The following is a 15,668-nucleotide window of genomic DNA, read 5'->3' on the forward strand; positions in this document are numbered from 1 at the left end:
TTCCAAGGATGTATCCGCTTGCAGAAATGAAGCCTTTCTTTTTCATAAGTGTACTTCTGTTCACTGGAAAGGAGACAATATGCTCAGTATTATAGGGTTGATAACAATTGTCATCATTGTAGCGCTACTCATTAGCGGGAAAGTTTCTCCCATTGTCGGGCTCGTGTTAGTGCCAGTTGTAGGAGCATTTGCTGCAGGCTTCAGTTTCGACGAAATTGGTGTGTTTTTCACGGAAGGAACTACTAAAGTTGCAAGCGTTGCCATTATGTTCATCTTTGCAATTTTGTTTTTTGGGATCATGCAAGACGTCGGTTTATTCGACCCGCTTATTAACAAGATGATTGCTATTTCTCGTGGAAATGTCATTGCTGTTGCCGTTGCAACCGTTATCATTGCTGCAATCGCACACTTGGATGGTTCCGGCGCTTCGACATTCCTCATTACTATTCCGGCGTTGCTCCCATTGTACAAACGTTTGAAAATGAATCCTTATTTACTTCTGATGCTTGTCGGGACAGCTGCCGCGATTATGAATATGGTTCCGTGGGCGGGGCCGCTAGGAAGAACGGCTTCTGTGTTGGATGTGGATGTAACGGAGCTTTGGAGGCCGCTAATTCAGATTCAAATTATTGGTCTTGTTTTATTAATTATCATTGCTATTGCCTTAGGTTATCGTGAAAAACGTTTGATAGCGAAAAAAGCTTCTTTAGGAGAAGGAGCGGTGGCAGAAGGAATTTCAGATGATGCAATTGCAGGTACGCAATTGGCGGCAGCAGTTGCGGAAGAGATTGATTTAAAGCGTCCAAGGCTTCTCTGGATCAACGCACTTCTAGCAATTGCAGTAATCGGCGTCCTCGTATGGGGCATTATTCCGGCAGGCTTTGCTTTTATGATCGGGGTCAGTATTGCATTGCCACTTAACTTTCCGAAAGTGAAAGACCAAATGGAACGCATTAAAGTGCATGCTCCAGGCGGAATTATGATGGCGACGATTATTTTGGCGGCAGGATCTTTCCTGGGAATCTTAAATGGCACAAACATGTTGACGTCGATTGCAACAGATCTTGTAACGGTTTTACCGGCCTTCGTCGCTCCATATCTGCATATCATTATCGGTATTTTTGGAGTGCCTTTCGACTTGCTGTTAAGTACGGATGCTTACTATTTTGCACTGTTGCCAATTATTGATCAGGTTGCTCTTTCATTTGGCATCCCCTCACTTTCTACTGCCTACGCGATGATTATCGGAAACATTATCGGTACATTTGTCAGCCCATTATCACCAGCGCTATGGTTAGCGCTCGGACTCGCTGGCCTGGAAATGGGGAAACATATCCGTTATTCCTTCATGATGATGTGGGGACTCAGCATTGTCCTTTTAATTATTGCAGTTTTGCTTGGCGTTATTGTAATTTAAAAGCAGAAAAGGTATCACACACTCCTGAGCGGTTGTGCTGATACCTTTTTTTTTGCTACCTATTTCTCCAACAGTTCTTCCGAAAGGAGCGTAAACCCCTCAATCATCGTATCTTCTTCCACTTCAATCAATATACAGCGCTTGCCGTCGACAGTGACTTGCCTCACAAACCGCAAATCTTGCGGGCTGATGGCGATATTCGCGACCTTCGTTTCGATCTTGATAGACTTCGAACTGTAGCTTGGAACGATATGAGCTGCTTTCATCTCATAGGATTTGTCTTCGATGACCTTCTGAAAGGCCCTTTCCACTTTTTCCGTGCTCACGTCTTTCACGCCACTCGCCTTCAGCACGCGTTCCACTTCTTTCGTATCCAAAGTGGGGAGGTTTTCCTCTTCTTTTTCATCCTCGTCTTCCACATCCAACATACTGTTGATTTCATCATAGACATTGGCTAGCGTTCGAGTATTCACCTCGTCTCCGACCACCTCTTTTACGATCTCTTCAAAGACAGCTTTATCCTCCTCGGCCGTCATGATTTCCTCACCGTTCAGCACATTCTCGATAAAATGGAAATCCGGCTTATTCGCTTTACCGGCAGCATACAGGATGTGATTAACATCTGCCGCATTGTTCGTGAAGCATGGGAATAAAAATCCACCGATAGGAGAAGTGAGATTGATGATGGGATCGTCCATCATACTCGACTTAAACTCCCTCTCGACAAAGTCAAACACGAGGGACCGTTTCGGCTGTTCGGTCTGATTCAGGCTGCAGAGGATGAAAGGAGTGGTATAAACTTCATCCCGAACATCCTCATCCGTTTCATCACGATGCCGCTTCGTCGGTTTAAAATAGTTTCCTCGAATGAATGTGACGACCACGTCCTTTTCATATTGGACGTCTTGGACCATCTTCTGGGCAAGGCGCTGCATATCCGCTTTCCATTCTCCGACTTCTTCTGTGTGAAGCCCTGCATAGAGAAGACGCTGCGCATGATCGGTCTGCTCCTCCGCTGGACGCTGGAACTTCACCTCAAACAGCTTCATATCTAACTTTCCGCCTAACACTTTTTTGAAGTTGGCAAGGAACAGCTCCTGCTGCTCCCGATCTAACATGGCGAATGGCTGGCTTACTTCATGATAGATTTCACTACTCTCTTGCCTGATGTATATGTTGTAAATATCCGTGATTTTCAGTAAATCCGTATCTAGCTTAAAATGTTTGCGGATGTCCGCAATGTCTTTCTTGTTCATTTATTTCTTCAACTCCCTGGCTAGTATCTTTACGATAAAAAGAGAATGTCCAAAGCAATGATTCCGCTTCTATCACTCCCTTATTATAAACAATGTTTATCATGAAGGCAGGAACACAATCTATTTTGAATAATACTGGTCTTTTGAGTCGCTAGGGCCGTAAATTACCAATGAAAACGAAGTTATCCTACAATAAAGGAAATGAACAGAAGAAATGAGGGATTCCCATGATGTGCGGATCAAAATGCTTCCTTGTGGAAATGGAACACAACGGAACAAAGCAAATCAAGCAAGTCATTGCGAGAAACTCCGTTGGCGCAAGGAAAGTGATCAGAGGAGAATACGGGGCTGAGGTGCAGATCTTGTCGGTGAAAGAGGAGAAGCGAAATTCTTAAGTTGCCATACTTCTTATTGGCAGTGAAAAAGCTAACTACCCCATAACTGGATAATTAGCTTTTTAATTTTATACGACAATTAGAATGGATTGGTCGCGATGAAGCTTGCTGTTTTCGTATAAATACGCGGGTGCAGCTTTAATTGGTTGACGATAATTTCAGCAATATCTTCAGGTTGAATAAGTTTGGAGTCATCATTTTCTTTAATTAAACTTAAATCAAAGGCCAAGTCAGTTGCTACAGTACTAGGGGTTAAAGCGGAAACCCGAATATTATTTCGACGGACCTCCTGTGCCAATGATTCAGTAAACCCGATTACCCCAAATTTGGATGCACTATATGCACTTGATGTAGCTGCTCCATTTAAACCACTGGTTGAGGAGATGTTAATGATGTCTCCACCATTTTTTTCGATTAGCTGAGGCAAGACTGCACGGGTCACGTAATAGGTACCCATTAAGTTCACATCAATGATTCGTTTCCATTCCTCTGGATCCATGTCTAAAACAGTTGCAAATGAAGCAATGCCCGCATTATTTATTAAAATATCCGCTGCACCTAAGTCATTTGTCAATGAGACGATCGCTGCTTCCACTTGCTCTTTTGATGACACGTCAGCCGCAGCATACGCTACGTTGACACCTAACTCTTCCATACCTGTAGCCACATCTTTTAAAGCTGATTCAGTTCTTGCGAGTAAACCAACATGCACACCCTCTTTTGCCAATGCAATCGCGGTAGCCTTGCCAATCCCTCTTGCCGCTCCTGTGATAAATGCTACTTTTCCAGTTAACGATTGTGCCATTTTGTTGTCTCCCTCCATACTATCGTACATTCGCTCCCATTATACGCGTGACAGGGAATTCAAGCATGGATTTGATTTTGTATCGGAAAGAGCGAGACGAATCCATTCAACCTCTTACTTTGTAAATGGAGCACTACTATTCCGAATCAACTTTCCATTTTCGTAAAATCTGCCATGGTTTTTTACTAAATCATAGGCTTCGGTACTTGTTGGTATAGAACCATTATATTTGTAGGATAAAAAGTAAGCGTGAGCATTTCCACCATAAAAAATCCAGCTAAAAAATCGTATTGCAAATTTATGTGCACCATGATCTCTAAATTGTTTCATTGAATTAGACTCCCATACAGTCATGGTCAGTCCGTAACCTTCCTTTATATCTCCTTTCATTTCTGCGTAAAGCAATTTGGGAGATTTCTTCATTTGCCTCATTACAAACTGACTGACAATACCATTTACTATGGTTTTCCAAACAGGAAATTGTTCGCCTAAAGTTATAGAAATAAGTGCATCTTTAGGCAACAAGATCTCTCTATTCCCATAGGTTATAAGTCCTTCGTATTTGCTATCCGGATTTTTATGTGTAATAAATACTTTTTCTGGTATAAACCTTCCTCCTCCATCAGAGCATTATTTTATGTATATGAGTACAAATTTAAGATTATCACCTAAAGTAAGGTCTGATGGACTACTCTTAAACTAACGAAATTTAATCAGCCAGCTGACCACTTCAGGAAAAATCATTTCGGATAGGGAGTCCAATCTAATGCTTATTTATGATAAAATAGTCTAGTAGTTTGGCATCAAGGAGGTCTCATCATGAATAGAAATAAAGGAATTCTCTTTGTATTACTAGGTGCTTCATGTTTTGGTTTTACACCGATCTTTGCAAAATTGGGGTTTAACTTCGGCTACACACTAGGTCAAATTAATATCGTTCAAATGATGATTTCCTTTATTTTATTATGGTCTTTTACTTTAATAAAACGCTCCAGTTTCAAAGGGCTGAATAGAAAGAATATCCTTCAAATTATGATTACCGGTTGTTTTGTCGGGTTAACGAGTATTTTTTATTATGGATCGATACAATATCTGCCTGCCTCCTTGGCCATCGTTTTATTGTTTCAATTCATTTGGATAGGTATTCTATTAGAATGGGTTCTCAGTAAAGTAAAACCTGCGCCTGTCACCATATTGTCCATCATTATAATTTTAGTTGGGGTCTTTTTCGCTTCCAATATTGTAAATGGAGACATACAGGGTCTGCCTGCGAAAGGTTTTATATTCGGTATTTTATCTGCATTCACGTATGCAGGTTTTATTTTTTTCAGTGGAAAGGTCGCTGTAAATGTGGATGCGTGGACTCGGAGCTCTTTGATGGCAACAGGATCAACCATCTTAGTACTTATCCTCTTTATGCGTGACATTCCAACTGTACTGCCATTGGAGGGGAACTTGATCACGGCTGCCATGGGAGTTTCGTTATTTGGGGCAATCCTTCCACCACTTTTTTTCGCGGTGGGCGCGCCTTTGGTTTCAGGAGGGATTGCAAATATTTTATCATCCATTGAATTACCTATCGCCATCCTGTTAGCCAGCGTCATTTTGGCAGAAACGGTGACGCCGCTTCAATGGTTGGGGACGGCGATTATACTAGCAGCTATCGTATTAAATGAACTCGGGACGAATCTTTTCCGAATTAGAAGGGTAAGGAATAATCAGTCAACCGTCTAAAAACCTGGCATCCAACTATGGATAGCTAGGTTTTTTTACCTTCTTGCTTTGGTATACCGCTCCTGAACTGTTTGGAACCATTTGACGGCAAATGGAAAGCGCATATTTTCAGGATATTTTACAATACTAAAATCGCCGACTGAATGTATTTGTAGGAGGGGAAAAGCATAAATGGCTAAGGACTCGGAGACAAGTTGGAAAAAGGATCATCCCGGTACTTTTTTTAGCAATTCTGTTCAAAAGGCAAATCGTGCAGTGAAGCAAGCGATGTCACATCCAGAAGAAATGGGAGTTGAGCATGCTTTCAATTCAATAGCACGTGCAGAAAATGCCCTTTTGAATGCAGAACAATTTAATGAGCATATGGATTCAGTTCAGCAAAACAAAGACCAGTTGGACTTGATGAAGCAGGAATTGAACAAAGTGCAAGAGATTGAGGAAGATCAGTCATAACAGAAAATCCCCCCGTAGATTGCAAAATCTTTCGGGGGGATTTTATTTCGACCTTAACGCCCATTGAGGTACATTACTGTTTATTACTGAGCTTTTCCAGCAGATCGGTCACTTTGCTTTTCATTTCTATTGTCTCATCTTTCAAAGGCTCAATGTCATACCGGTTATCTGTTTTCCGAATGTGGACGATATCACCTTCGGATAAGACAACGGAGACCGAAGATTTGGGAATAAGTAATTCCTCTGACTCGTCTGAACGCAAAAGGAATACATAGAATCCGTCTTCCACCCGATCGAGCGTGTATTTCATTGGTTCTGTCATGATTCGCATGCCCACCCGTCTTTATCCCGATCATGTTTGGAAGCATAGGCGGGATGTCCTTGCTTCACTCCATTCGGGTAGTATTTTCTCATTGCTGTACAATTAGCAAAGGAGGTAGGGGCCCCTGGAATTACGTACAACCCCGAACCTGGATTTGGCTCAGGCTTCGGTTGTGGAGTTGGGGTCGGTTTTGGTGTTGGCGTCGGCGTTGGCACCGGCTTCGGCGCAGTATCGCCCGTCCACGGTTTTGTGGAAACCGAATGAGTTGTCCCATTGGTTGTCACGGTAATCTCACCGGAGGCTGCGGTGGAATACATCTTGGAACCGACCGCTTTCAGCCGTTGTACAACATCGGCATGCGGATGTCCGTATGAATTATCCTTCCCGTAGGACAATATGGTCCCGGCCGGTTTCACGGCATTAAGAAACGCCACGGAGCTACTTGTATTGGATCCGTGATGTCCCGCTTTCAAGTACGTACTCTTCACATTGTAGTTTGAAATAATGTCCTTTTCCAATGAAGCCCCCGCGTCTCCCATGAACAGGAAGCTGACGGAGTCATAGACGACACGCGTGACAATCGATGCGTCATTGCTATCTGCCGCCTGTTCATCCGCATGGAGAATAGTAGTTGTCAGGTTGGGATCAAAATCGACCGATGCTCCCGTGGTTGCGACTGTAAATGGGATATTTTTGGCTTCAATTAATGACAGCATATCGAAATAAGTCTGTGTCGTATGAGCTTTTCCGCTATCGATAAATCGATTCACCTTGAAACTGTTCAGGACGGCTTTCAACCCGCCAATATGGTCTGCATCAGGGTGTGTCGCAATGACGACATCCAATGTGGTGACGCCTTTTGATTTCAAGAAAGAGACTACTTTATTGCCGGCGGATGCTGGTCCACCATCAATAAGCATATTCTTGCCATTCGGCGCTTGGATTAAAATCGCATCTCCTTGGCCCACATCGATAAAATGCACTAGCATATTCGGTGCCGGTTTAAATCGGTCATCCAACATCCGTGCCATAAACACGGCAAAATGCTGCCGGGACAGTTTTTGATTCGGTCCGAATGAACCATCTAAAAAGCCCGTCGTAATATTTTCTGTAGCCAACACGCTAATATAATCTTTAAACCCATTGTCGTCGGACACATCCGTAAAACGGACATCACGCGTTTTCGGAAGTTGGTAGCCTTCCACTAGAATTTTCGCCATTTGGCCGCGGGTCAGTGGGGCAGAAGCATCGAAGTATTTGCTGCCGTCTCGATTCGTCTTACCTGAGATGAACCCCAATTCGACCGCTTTCGCAACCCGTTCATAACCGTGGTTACCAGGTTGGATATCCGTGAATCCCGGATTCGGCGCCGTAAAGTCCGTGATCCCTTTTTCACGCAGAATCATAGTGACAGCTTGTAACCGGGTCAGGTTCTCTTTCGGTTTGAACTGTCCATCGGGAAACCCGTTAATGATCCCCTGATCGGTCAAGTACTCAATTTCCTCTTGATATTGAGTGACATCCGGGAAACCTTGGGCGCCCACCGATTGGACTGGAATCAATCCTATGAAAATTAACAGGGCTAGGAATACATAGATTGGTTTTTTCATTGTTGATGACCTCCTAGTTGTTTACCATTCATGTACCCGCTCATTATCTAGTAATAACCTAACTTATACAAGACGGCAAAAAGTGACAGTCACCTCATGTAAAACCTCACTCAGGTTCATGTAAAAAAATAAAATGTAAAATACACAGAACTATATGTATACTTCCCTTTACACCGTGAATAGAATACATGACAAGAAGTTAAATTGACCATACAGGAGGTGTAATAGATGACCTATCAAGAAAAGAAAAGCATCGTATCATTGATCAGCGCCATCCTTATTTTCGTATTCTATTGCCTATATATGTATCCTCAGTACCCTGAAGGGGGTCTGGAGTCGATTGAAACCTATCGCTATTGGGGTTCCTTCGTTCTCATCTTGACTCTCGTTTCCATCGTTGCACATATCATAATCAGCATTATTTTTAACATTATCTACAGAATGACGACGAGAGAAAAGGAACCCAGATTTGCGGATGAACTGGATAAATTGATTGAGTTGAAAGCGTTCCGAAATTCATTTTTTGTGTTTATCCTCGGCTTTCTTGTTGCAATGGGGACTCTGATCATGGATCAGCCTTTACACGTAATGTTCATTATCCTGATCGTTTCAGGATTCATTTCAGATATAACCGGCTCCATTACGAAATTTTATCACTATCGGAGAGGAGTGTAAGAGTGGCCAAAAGTCTTGTCGGCAATCATATTCGAAAATTACGATTCAACCGTGATGAAATGACCCAGCAGCAGTTGGCTGACAAGGTGGGAGTAACAAGACAAACGATTGTGGCTCTTGAAAAGGGGAACTACTCCCCATCTCTAGAACTGGCTTTTCGAATTGCTCATGCCTTTAACTTACCTTTGGAAGAGGTTTTCTTTTATGGGGACAACACCAAGGTGTAGGAAATTGCTTTACCGTTTATGAATTTATTAAAAGGCGGAGATAAAATGAATTCAAACAAAAAAGCGGGAAAACTTGTGGGTATCCTATTTATACTGGCAGCCGTAACGGCAGTAATAGGTTTACTTTTATATGATTCGATCCTAAACGAACCGGATTACCTGATTCAAGGTAGCGAACATGCCAACCGAGTGATACTGGGCGCAGTTATGGAGTTAATTCTTATCGTTTCAGTGGTGGGTACCGCGATGACAATGTTTCCATTTTTAAAATTGTATAATGAAACGATAGCTCTTTGGCATGTTGGCTTCAGGTTTCTTGAAGCGGTTGTCATTATAATCGGGATCATCAGCATCCTGTCCCTATTAACCTTAAGCCGGGAATATGTAGCAGGAGGAGCTCCAGATATCGCCCTTTATGAAGCTTCAGGAACTTTATTAAAAGCGATACATGAATGGACATTTTTGATGGGACCCAATTTCATGCTGGGCATCAATACAATGATGTACAGTTTTATATTTTATAAATCCAAGCTCGTCCCACGTTTTATCCCCATCTTAGGTATGATTGGGGCCACGCTAATTTTAATTTGCGCCTTTCTAGTCATGTTCGGAGTTATTCAACAAATTTCTATATTCGGTGGTCTATTGGCGCTACCTATAGCCGCAAATGAAATGATTTTAGCAATATGGCTCATCGTTAAAGGTTTCAATGAATCTGCAATAGATTCCCTATCTGCGAAAAGAAGGTATAAAGAATTTTCACTTTCAGAATTTGAATGTTAATTATTCGTTGGATTTATTCGAAGATTCTCCGCTCAAATCAATAAAAAATAGAGCTGACCTGATCTATTGGTCAACTCTATTTTTTTTATGGTTTTATTTAGAATGAATACTATCACAAACGACAACCAATTGTTATGTCTAACTCCCTAGTATACCTATCATGATATCAGTATCTATATTGATAGGTTCGATACACTTCAGAATCCTTCATCACTTATTAACCACTTTCATTCTTTTTAACCCTCTAATAATTGGTTGTTCAATGAATGAATGAACAAAACACCCTATACTCGTTGCTACTATCATTAGAATAATACTTGTTAGTATCCCACCTAACATTTCAAATACATTAATTCTACTGAATAACTCAGAAAAAATAGTTAGAACTAAATTGTGAGATAAAAAGATAGCGAATGAGGCATTTCCTACATAGTTTAATAATTTTGGGATGGCTATACTCTTTTGCATATCAATAGATCCTAATCCCAAAATAATTAGAATGGAAGATACACCTGTGGCAATATCAAAATTCAAATGAACAACATTATAGATATAATTTAACCAAGTTAACGGAAAGCCAATGAAGCCAATCACAGCAAGAAAGACTGACAATTTCATATTAATTCGATAGTTTAAAATAAAGGATGCTGACCATATACCAGCTAAGAAGATAAGGTTATATTCGTTAAACAAAAAGTTGATTAGATCGGATTCAGACCATAACATTCCCACTACAAAGGCTACGGAAATGAATGCAAAGCTAACTAAGATTACTTTTGAAACATATCGTTTGGAGAAAAAAAACACTGAAAATATGAGGTAAAAATAGATAGTATGGACGAGTGACCATGCTACATCAAGCACTGGCACTAATTCACTCGGATCGGGGATAAGAAAAATAGATGAAATAACTGCTTGAGGTGTGATCTCTCCTAGATAAGGAAATAAAAGAAAAACTAGGATAGCCACTAAAGTAAGAACCCAATATAACGGATAAACCCTAATAACACGATTAAGCAAATAACCTTTTAATTCATTAGGCTGCGTAAATTTGTCATGGTAGATATAATAGATCATAAAACCTGATAAAGCAAAAAAGTAGTTTACACCTCCTGATAGAGGAAGGAGGGTTAAACTCAATAAGCTATAATTCCAATACCCATTCATACTCTCCGATACATGAAAAAGCATTACTAAAAGCGGGACTAGGGCTCTAGAGAATTGAATAAGTATTAATTTTTTTCGCATGTTAGCTACATCCGTCCCTTATTATACACATTAAGATAAGCTCCTTCCGTTTAACAGATCTTTACTCCTCTATTAATTCTTAATCAACCAATCCTTTCTAAAGTACATTATTCATTGTATGCTCTTCAGGTCTAGTTGGTTAGATAAAGTTGACAACATTCCTATGCCCTCTCAATATGGGATATTGCAGATGGCAATTCTTCACCTTTGAAACTTTAGACCACTTTCATTCGTATTCCCTATGAGAAGAGGTATAACGTTTACTGGCAATAGACCATACCTAAGTGAATAGGCGAATGAGAGGTTAATGTTTATGAGGAAGAAATCAATTGAGTTAAATAAGGAACAAAACGAAAAACGATTACGAATCGTGAAACGCTTTTTAATTATTGCCGGTATTATTGCTATAATAGGCTCCGGTATTATTGCATGGAATCGATCTGTGACGGATCTTTATACAGCGTTCGTCCTTGACTTCATTGGGATGTCCTTTTTATGTGTGGGTGCTTTGATACTCTGTTCGTTTTTCCTATATCTCATTTTTGTGATTGTTGTTTTTAATCCTCAGAGGATCAAAAAATCATCGGTCATCAAATTCGCATTGGGTGGGATAGTTACCTTACTAATTACCATACTTCTATTACTTATCACTACTAATGAAGCAAGAAAGTCGATTCAGGATATGAAAGATTATTCAAACGGAGAATGGCAAGTTAAGGACTTATTAGTTACGGATGTATATAGAGGAACTCGTCGTTCTACGGGTGTACTAATTGAAACCAGTGAAGGCGATATGAAACTCCATTGGGAGAGTTTTCTCATATATGAAGGACAGAAGTATCGTTTCACTTATTTGGAGGCAACGAACACGATACTCAATGTTGAAGTAATTAGAGATTAAGCATTCCGATCGTATTCTGATTTTTCCATAGGGTGAAGAGAAGAAACTATATCTGTCTAGTTATTGTGGAAAACATTGAAGCACGTCGATAGAGTAAAACACGATCCCTTCACCAATTCACTGAATTGGTGAGAGGGACCTTTTTGTATTGGAGGGTATACTTCAGTTTCTAATCAGTTTTGTTCAGGTTTCCATAAGGAGAAGCGTTTCTCAATGCAGGCTCGCTTTAATAAATTGGATCAGTTCGACTGGATAATCGCTTCTCTTTCCGCTGCTCGTTCCAGCCGTAACTCTTCAAGCTTCGAGCCCGTCGGATATGTCGGCAAGTTCGGTTTAACAGCTCCCAGCATGACGAGCATCAGCGCTTCTTCGTCCGAATCGTTGCGGATGCCGCGATAAACTCCAGGCGGGGAAGAGATGCAGTCCCGTGCACTCAATTTGATTTCATGGACTGTTTCCTCACCAGGAACTTGAATTAATGCCATGACCTCTCCTTTTAGGATGAAGAAAACTTCCTCTACGTCATCATGAAGATGTAACGGACCAATGCAGCCTGCCGGTAAAACCATCGTGCTCAATGTGAAGTGCTCTGCTTGGATAACATTTGAATCGTTGTTGGCCGTGGCTCCTCTTCCGATGTAACGCATTTGCGCCCGCTTGTAACGCGGATCGATTTCTTCCTGAAACTTGAGTACATTCCAATCCAGGGTTCTTTCTGAAAGACGGGCCACATATTTATTCTCAAATTCTTCGACTGAAAACTTTTCTTTGCTCATGGTGACTCCTCCCAATAAGTTTGTTTTATATTAGAAACATTGTTTCATTTAAAAAACGCAATAAAAAAATACTTACCTCTTTGCGCTCAACCGCTTGCCGATTAACCCGCTTTTTCTTCACTCATAAATGGGCTTTCCTCGACTTTGATCGATTCGGTAGGGCATCCGTCGATGGCATCCATCAAGTCTTCCACCAGATCCCCTTCTATCGGGGTAATCCCTTGGTTATCGTCTAAAATGCTGTACGAAAAACCTTCCTCGTCGTAATCAAAGATATCCGGGGCCACCCCGCCACAGGCGCCGCAAGCTATACAAGTTTCTTTGTCTACCAGTGTGAATTTAGCCATTTCAGCATCTCCTTCCTAAAAGTAAGGTAGGCATTGCACTACATTTCGAAAGCTTACATGAATTCATTGATCAGTTCTTGAATGAGTTCCGGTTCCAACTCCAGACTGGATTTGGATAAAGGTTTTTCTGCATATCCCTTGATCATGTCCTGATAAGATGGACTTTCTTCTTTATAAATGATACCTGTCACCAAGCTATTGCTTTCCATCAATGTCTTCATGGCCATTGTTCGGTCGGAAGGATCGTATCCATCCACGTCACTCAGCTTGATCAGGTTCTGTTTGAACCAGTCGTAAGTGTTCACCTTATTGTAAGTCACGCAAGGACTATATACATTTATGATGGAGAAACCTTTATGATTGATGCCCGCTTCTATGATAGAGGTCAACTCTTTAATATCAGTGGAGAAGCTTTGTGCTACGAATGTCGCTCCACTGATCAGTGCCGTTTCCATTGGTGAAATTGCTTTTTCTATGGAACCTTCCGGAGTCGTCGTAGTGATAAAGCCATTATCCGAACGTGGAGACGTTTGTCCTTTGGTCAGACCGTAAACTTGGTTATCCATGACAATATACGTAATATCCATATTTCGCCGCATAGCATGGATTGTATGTCCGATGCCGATGGCAAATCCATCCCCATCTCCGCCGGCCGCGATAACCGTGAGATCCCGGTTTGCCATTTTCACTCCTTGCGCAATCGGCAGGGCGCGTCCGTGAATTCCATGGAATCCATACGATCTGATATAGCCCGATATACGGCCCGAGCAACCGATGCCCGACACCAGGGCAAGTTCTTCAGGGGTGATTCCGACGTTTGCAGCAGCCCGCTGAATAGCCGCTTGTACTGAAAAGTCTCCGCAGCCTGGACACCAATTCGGTTTTACCGAGTTTCTGAAATCTTTAAATGTTGATGTACTCAAGTTCGAGGACCTCCTTGCTTGCTGTGTATACATTATCCGGACTGAATGGATCGCCGTCGAATCGCAATTTACTGCTGATATTATCGATATAGCCCACATTCATCTTAATGATATTAGCGAGTTGCCCTGTTGCATTATTTTCTACAACCAGCACTTTTTTAGCAGACTCGATATATGGCTTCACCTGTTCAGTTGGGAAAGGATGGATTAACCGGATCTGCATATGGTTGACTTTGATGTTTTCCTTCCGCAGATGCTCCACCGCTTCCTCTATGGCCCCACGCGTGGAGTTGAACCCGACTAATATGAGATCCGCTTCTTCATAAGGGGCATCTACCGCAATCGGATTCGGGAATCGTTCCACTAAGGAATCCAGTTTGCGCATCCGCTTTTCCATCTGCTTCTGCCGGTTCGCCGCTGATTCGTTCGGCCGTCCTTCTTCATCATGTTCCAATCCCGTCACATGATGGATCCCATTCTTCGTTCCTGGAAGGACCCGTGGAGAAATTCCGTCTTCCGTAATTTCATATCGTTTGAAGTATGCGTTTTTATCCTCCAACTCTTCCGGTTCTTCCACCACTTTGCCCCGGCGGATCTCCACTTTCCCGAAGTCAAAAGGCGTGACGGTCTGTTTCGCAAGCGACAGCTGCAAGTCGGATAAAAGGATTACCGGACACTGGTATTCGTCCGCAATATTGAATGCTTCCACCGTGTCATAGAAAGCTTCCTCCGCAGTGCTTGGAGCGATGACCACTTTCGGGATCTCGCCATGCGTCCCGTAAATCATCTGCATGAGGTCAGATTGTTCCTGTTTCGTCGGCAGTCCTGTGGAAGGTCCTCCTCGTTGTGTATCCACGACTACAAGAGGTGTTTCCGTCATCCCCGACAGTCCGATTGCTTCCATCATTAGGGACATTCCAGGTCCTGAAGAAGCGGTAAATGACCTTGTACCCGCATAGTTGGAGCCGATCGCCATCGTCACAGCGGCAATCTCATCTTCTGTCTGGATCACGGTGCCGCCGACTTTCGGTAGTTTCTTGATCAAATATTCCATGATGTCAGAGGCTGGAGTGATCGGGTAGGCAGGCATCAACCGGGCGCCTGCAGCCATTGCCCCCATCGCAATCGCATCATTGCCGATCATGAACATTCTTCCTGTGCCATCCGCCTCGGCAAGGGACAGGCCGGAAGCGTTCCCCAGGTTTTCTTTCATATATTGAAAACCTGCCTGCATCGCATTCATGTTTTTCTTGACCATCTCTTCGCTTTTCCTTCCGAAAATCTCCCGGATGACACCCGTGAATACATCGACTTCCAAGTTCATGACAGCACACGTGGCACCGATCGCCACCATGTTCTTCATCAATGAAGTGCCATGATCGGAAGCTATTTCTGTAAATGGAACGGAGAAAAGCTCGGCGTTCGTCCTTTCCGCCTTCTCAGGCTGAAACTTGGCGTCTGCAATGATGATGCCTTCTTTAGTCAGTTCGTGCTGGTTCAAATCAATGGTCTCCTGATCAAAGGCAACGAGGATGTCCACTGTTTCTGAAATCGCGTTGACTTTCGCGGTGCTTACCCGGACTTTATTATTCGTATGTCCGCCTTTGATCCTGGAAGAGAAATGGCGGTATCCATATAAATAATAGCCAAGCCGATTTAATGCGATCGAGAAAATTTCACCCGTACTTTCGATCCCTTCCCCTTGTTGCCCACCGACTTTCCATGTAATCTGCTTCTTCATTGCAATTTTTCACTCCTACATTTCGACATGATGAAATTTGGGTAGTCAAGTCTCA

The 15,668-nt window shown here is 42.3% G+C and carries 18 protein-coding genes; 8 read left to right on the forward strand and 10 right to left on the reverse strand.

Going from position 1 to position 15,668, the window contains the following annotated elements:
• The first annotated feature begins 79 nt into the window (after window positions 1-79).
• On the forward strand, window positions 80-1,417 hold the full coding sequence (locus tag AB1K83_RS09040; RefSeq protein ID WP_413057859.1) for a CitMHS family transporter: 1,338 nt from the start codon (window positions 80-82) through the stop codon (window positions 1,415-1,417).
• A 59-nt stretch (window positions 1,418-1,476) separates the two neighbouring features.
• Here AB1K83_RS09040 and AB1K83_RS09045 read toward each other — a convergent pair whose 3' ends face one another.
• Entirely contained in the window at window positions 1,477-2,673 is a 1,197-nt protein-coding gene (locus AB1K83_RS09045; RefSeq protein WP_413057860.1) for a DUF4317 domain-containing protein, read from the reverse strand.
• 227 nt (window positions 2,674-2,900) lie between these two features.
• On the opposite strand from AB1K83_RS09045, the gene AB1K83_RS09050 reads away from it, so the two are divergent.
• Window positions 2,901-3,068: a hypothetical protein gene (locus AB1K83_RS09050; protein WP_413057861.1), complete on the forward strand. Its 168-nt coding sequence runs from the start codon at window positions 2,901-2,903 to the stop codon at window positions 3,066-3,068.
• A 79-nt stretch (window positions 3,069-3,147) separates the two neighbouring features.
• Here the strand turns inward: AB1K83_RS09050 and AB1K83_RS09055 are convergent, their stop codons facing one another.
• Entirely contained in the window at window positions 3,148-3,873 is a 726-nt protein-coding gene (locus AB1K83_RS09055; protein WP_413057862.1) for a 3-ketoacyl-ACP reductase, read from the reverse strand.
• A gap of 114 nt (window positions 3,874-3,987) precedes the next feature.
• The gene (locus tag AB1K83_RS09060; RefSeq protein ID WP_413057863.1) at window positions 3,988-4,395 is read right to left on the reverse strand and encodes a hypothetical protein; all 408 of its coding nucleotides are present in this window, start codon (window positions 4,393-4,395) and stop codon (window positions 3,988-3,990) included.
• Between the two features lie 297 nt (window positions 4,396-4,692).
• On the opposite strand from AB1K83_RS09060, the gene AB1K83_RS09065 reads away from it, so the two are divergent.
• Complete coding sequence (locus tag AB1K83_RS09065) at window positions 4,693-5,607, forward strand: EamA family transporter (protein ID WP_413057864.1); 915 nt, start codon at window positions 4,693-4,695, stop codon at window positions 5,605-5,607.
• Window positions 5,608-5,778: 171 nt separating this feature from the next.
• A complete protein-coding gene (locus AB1K83_RS09070; RefSeq protein ID WP_413057865.1) occupies window positions 5,779-6,060 on the forward strand; it encodes a hypothetical protein in 282 nt (93 codons plus the stop codon).
• A 73-nt stretch (window positions 6,061-6,133) separates the two neighbouring features.
• Here AB1K83_RS09070 and AB1K83_RS09075 read toward each other — a convergent pair whose 3' ends face one another.
• Window positions 6,134-6,382, reverse strand: a complete 249-nt coding sequence (locus tag AB1K83_RS09075) for a DUF3006 family protein (RefSeq protein ID WP_413057866.1) — start codon at window positions 6,380-6,382, stop codon at window positions 6,134-6,136.
• Window positions 6,379-7,992: an S-layer homology domain-containing protein gene (locus tag AB1K83_RS09080; protein ID WP_413057867.1), complete on the reverse strand. Its 1,614-nt coding sequence runs from the start codon at window positions 7,990-7,992 to the stop codon at window positions 6,379-6,381. The genes AB1K83_RS09075 and AB1K83_RS09080 overlap by 4 nt, the downstream gene beginning before the upstream one ends.
• A gap of 228 nt (window positions 7,993-8,220) precedes the next feature.
• Here AB1K83_RS09080 and AB1K83_RS09085 point away from each other — a divergent pair, with 228 nt between their 5' ends.
• The 3 genes from AB1K83_RS09085 to AB1K83_RS09095 are packed head-to-tail and all read left to right on the forward strand — an operon-like array spanning window position 8,221 to window position 9,677.
• Window positions 8,221-8,667, forward strand: a complete 447-nt coding sequence (locus AB1K83_RS09085) for a hypothetical protein (RefSeq protein ID WP_413057868.1) — start codon at window positions 8,221-8,223, stop codon at window positions 8,665-8,667.
• Between the two features lie 2 nt (window positions 8,668-8,669).
• Window positions 8,670-8,894 carry a helix-turn-helix transcriptional regulator gene (locus AB1K83_RS09090; RefSeq protein ID WP_413057869.1) on the forward strand — a complete coding sequence of 75 codons (225 nt, stop codon included), beginning with the start codon at window positions 8,670-8,672 and terminating at the stop codon, window positions 8,892-8,894.
• 45 nt (window positions 8,895-8,939) lie between these two features.
• Complete coding sequence (locus AB1K83_RS09095) at window positions 8,940-9,677, forward strand: DUF4386 domain-containing protein (RefSeq protein ID WP_413057870.1); 738 nt, start codon at window positions 8,940-8,942, stop codon at window positions 9,675-9,677.
• A 210-nt stretch (window positions 9,678-9,887) separates the two neighbouring features.
• Here the strand turns inward: AB1K83_RS09095 and AB1K83_RS09100 are convergent, their stop codons facing one another.
• Window positions 9,888-10,925: an acyltransferase family protein gene (locus AB1K83_RS09100; RefSeq protein ID WP_413057871.1), complete on the reverse strand. Its 1,038-nt coding sequence runs from the start codon at window positions 10,923-10,925 to the stop codon at window positions 9,888-9,890.
• A 313-nt stretch (window positions 10,926-11,238) separates the two neighbouring features.
• Between AB1K83_RS09100 and AB1K83_RS09105 the strand changes: the two genes are divergently transcribed.
• Window positions 11,239-11,826, forward strand: coding sequence for a hypothetical protein (locus tag AB1K83_RS09105; protein WP_413057872.1), 588 nt, complete (start codon window positions 11,239-11,241; stop codon window positions 11,824-11,826).
• A gap of 239 nt (window positions 11,827-12,065) precedes the next feature.
• On the opposite strand, the gene AB1K83_RS09110 is transcribed toward AB1K83_RS09105, so the two are convergent.
• The 4 genes from AB1K83_RS09110 to AB1K83_RS09125 form a co-directional block, all read right to left on the reverse strand.
• Window positions 12,066-12,602, reverse strand: a complete 537-nt coding sequence (locus AB1K83_RS09110; protein ID WP_413057873.1) for a cupin domain-containing protein — start codon at window positions 12,600-12,602, stop codon at window positions 12,066-12,068.
• Between the two features lie 101 nt (window positions 12,603-12,703).
• Window positions 12,704-12,949 carry a ferredoxin gene (locus tag AB1K83_RS09115; RefSeq protein WP_413057874.1) on the reverse strand — a complete coding sequence of 82 codons (246 nt, stop codon included), beginning with the start codon at window positions 12,947-12,949 and terminating at the stop codon, window positions 12,704-12,706.
• 53 nt (window positions 12,950-13,002) lie between these two features.
• Entirely contained in the window at window positions 13,003-13,872 is an 870-nt protein-coding gene (locus AB1K83_RS09120; protein WP_413057875.1) for a 2-oxoacid:ferredoxin oxidoreductase subunit beta, read from the reverse strand.
• Entirely contained in the window at window positions 13,853-15,613 is a 1,761-nt protein-coding gene (locus AB1K83_RS09125) for a 2-oxoacid:acceptor oxidoreductase subunit alpha (RefSeq protein WP_413057876.1), read from the reverse strand. The genes AB1K83_RS09120 and AB1K83_RS09125 overlap by 20 nt, the downstream gene beginning before the upstream one ends.
• Window positions 15,614-15,668: the final 55 nt, after the last annotated feature.

Source organism: Sporosarcina sp. 179-K 3D1 HS (assembly GCF_047228905.1).
In the GTDB taxonomy this organism is placed as follows: Bacteria; Bacillota; Bacilli; order Bacillales_A; family Planococcaceae; genus Sporosarcina.

Coding starts and splice junctions, on each gene's coding strand:
- AB1K83_RS09040 (WP_413057859.1), top strand. CDS start 80: ATGCTCAGTATTATAGGGTTGATAACAATTGTCATCATTGTAGCGCTA.
- AB1K83_RS09045 (WP_413057860.1), bottom strand. CDS start 2,673: ATGAACAAGAAAGACATTGCGGACATCCGCAAACATTTTAAGCTAGAT.
- AB1K83_RS09050 (WP_413057861.1), top strand. CDS start 2,901: ATGATGTGCGGATCAAAATGCTTCCTTGTGGAAATGGAACACAACGGA.
- AB1K83_RS09055 (WP_413057862.1), bottom strand. CDS start 3,873: ATGGCACAATCGTTAACTGGAAAAGTAGCATTTATCACAGGAGCGGCA.
- AB1K83_RS09065 (WP_413057864.1), top strand. CDS start 4,693: ATGAATAGAAATAAAGGAATTCTCTTTGTATTACTAGGTGCTTCATGT.
- AB1K83_RS09070 (WP_413057865.1), top strand. CDS start 5,779: ATGGCTAAGGACTCGGAGACAAGTTGGAAAAAGGATCATCCCGGTACT.
- AB1K83_RS09075 (WP_413057866.1), bottom strand. CDS start 6,382: ATGACAGAACCAATGAAATACACGCTCGATCGGGTGGAAGACGGATTC.
- AB1K83_RS09080 (WP_413057867.1), bottom strand. CDS start 7,992: ATGAAAAAACCAATCTATGTATTCCTAGCCCTGTTAATTTTCATAGGA.
- AB1K83_RS09085 (WP_413057868.1), top strand. CDS start 8,221: ATGACCTATCAAGAAAAGAAAAGCATCGTATCATTGATCAGCGCCATC.
- AB1K83_RS09095 (WP_413057870.1), top strand. CDS start 8,940: ATGAATTCAAACAAAAAAGCGGGAAAACTTGTGGGTATCCTATTTATA.
- AB1K83_RS09100 (WP_413057871.1), bottom strand. CDS start 10,925: ATGCGAAAAAAATTAATACTTATTCAATTCTCTAGAGCCCTAGTCCCG.
- AB1K83_RS09105 (WP_413057872.1), top strand. CDS start 11,239: ATGAGGAAGAAATCAATTGAGTTAAATAAGGAACAAAACGAAAAACGA.
- AB1K83_RS09110 (WP_413057873.1), bottom strand. CDS start 12,602: ATGAGCAAAGAAAAGTTTTCAGTCGAAGAATTTGAGAATAAATATGTG.
- AB1K83_RS09115 (WP_413057874.1), bottom strand. CDS start 12,949: ATGGCTAAATTCACACTGGTAGACAAAGAAACTTGTATAGCTTGCGGC.
- AB1K83_RS09125 (WP_413057876.1), bottom strand. CDS start 15,613: ATGAAGAAGCAGATTACATGGAAAGTCGGTGGGCAACAAGGGGAAGGG.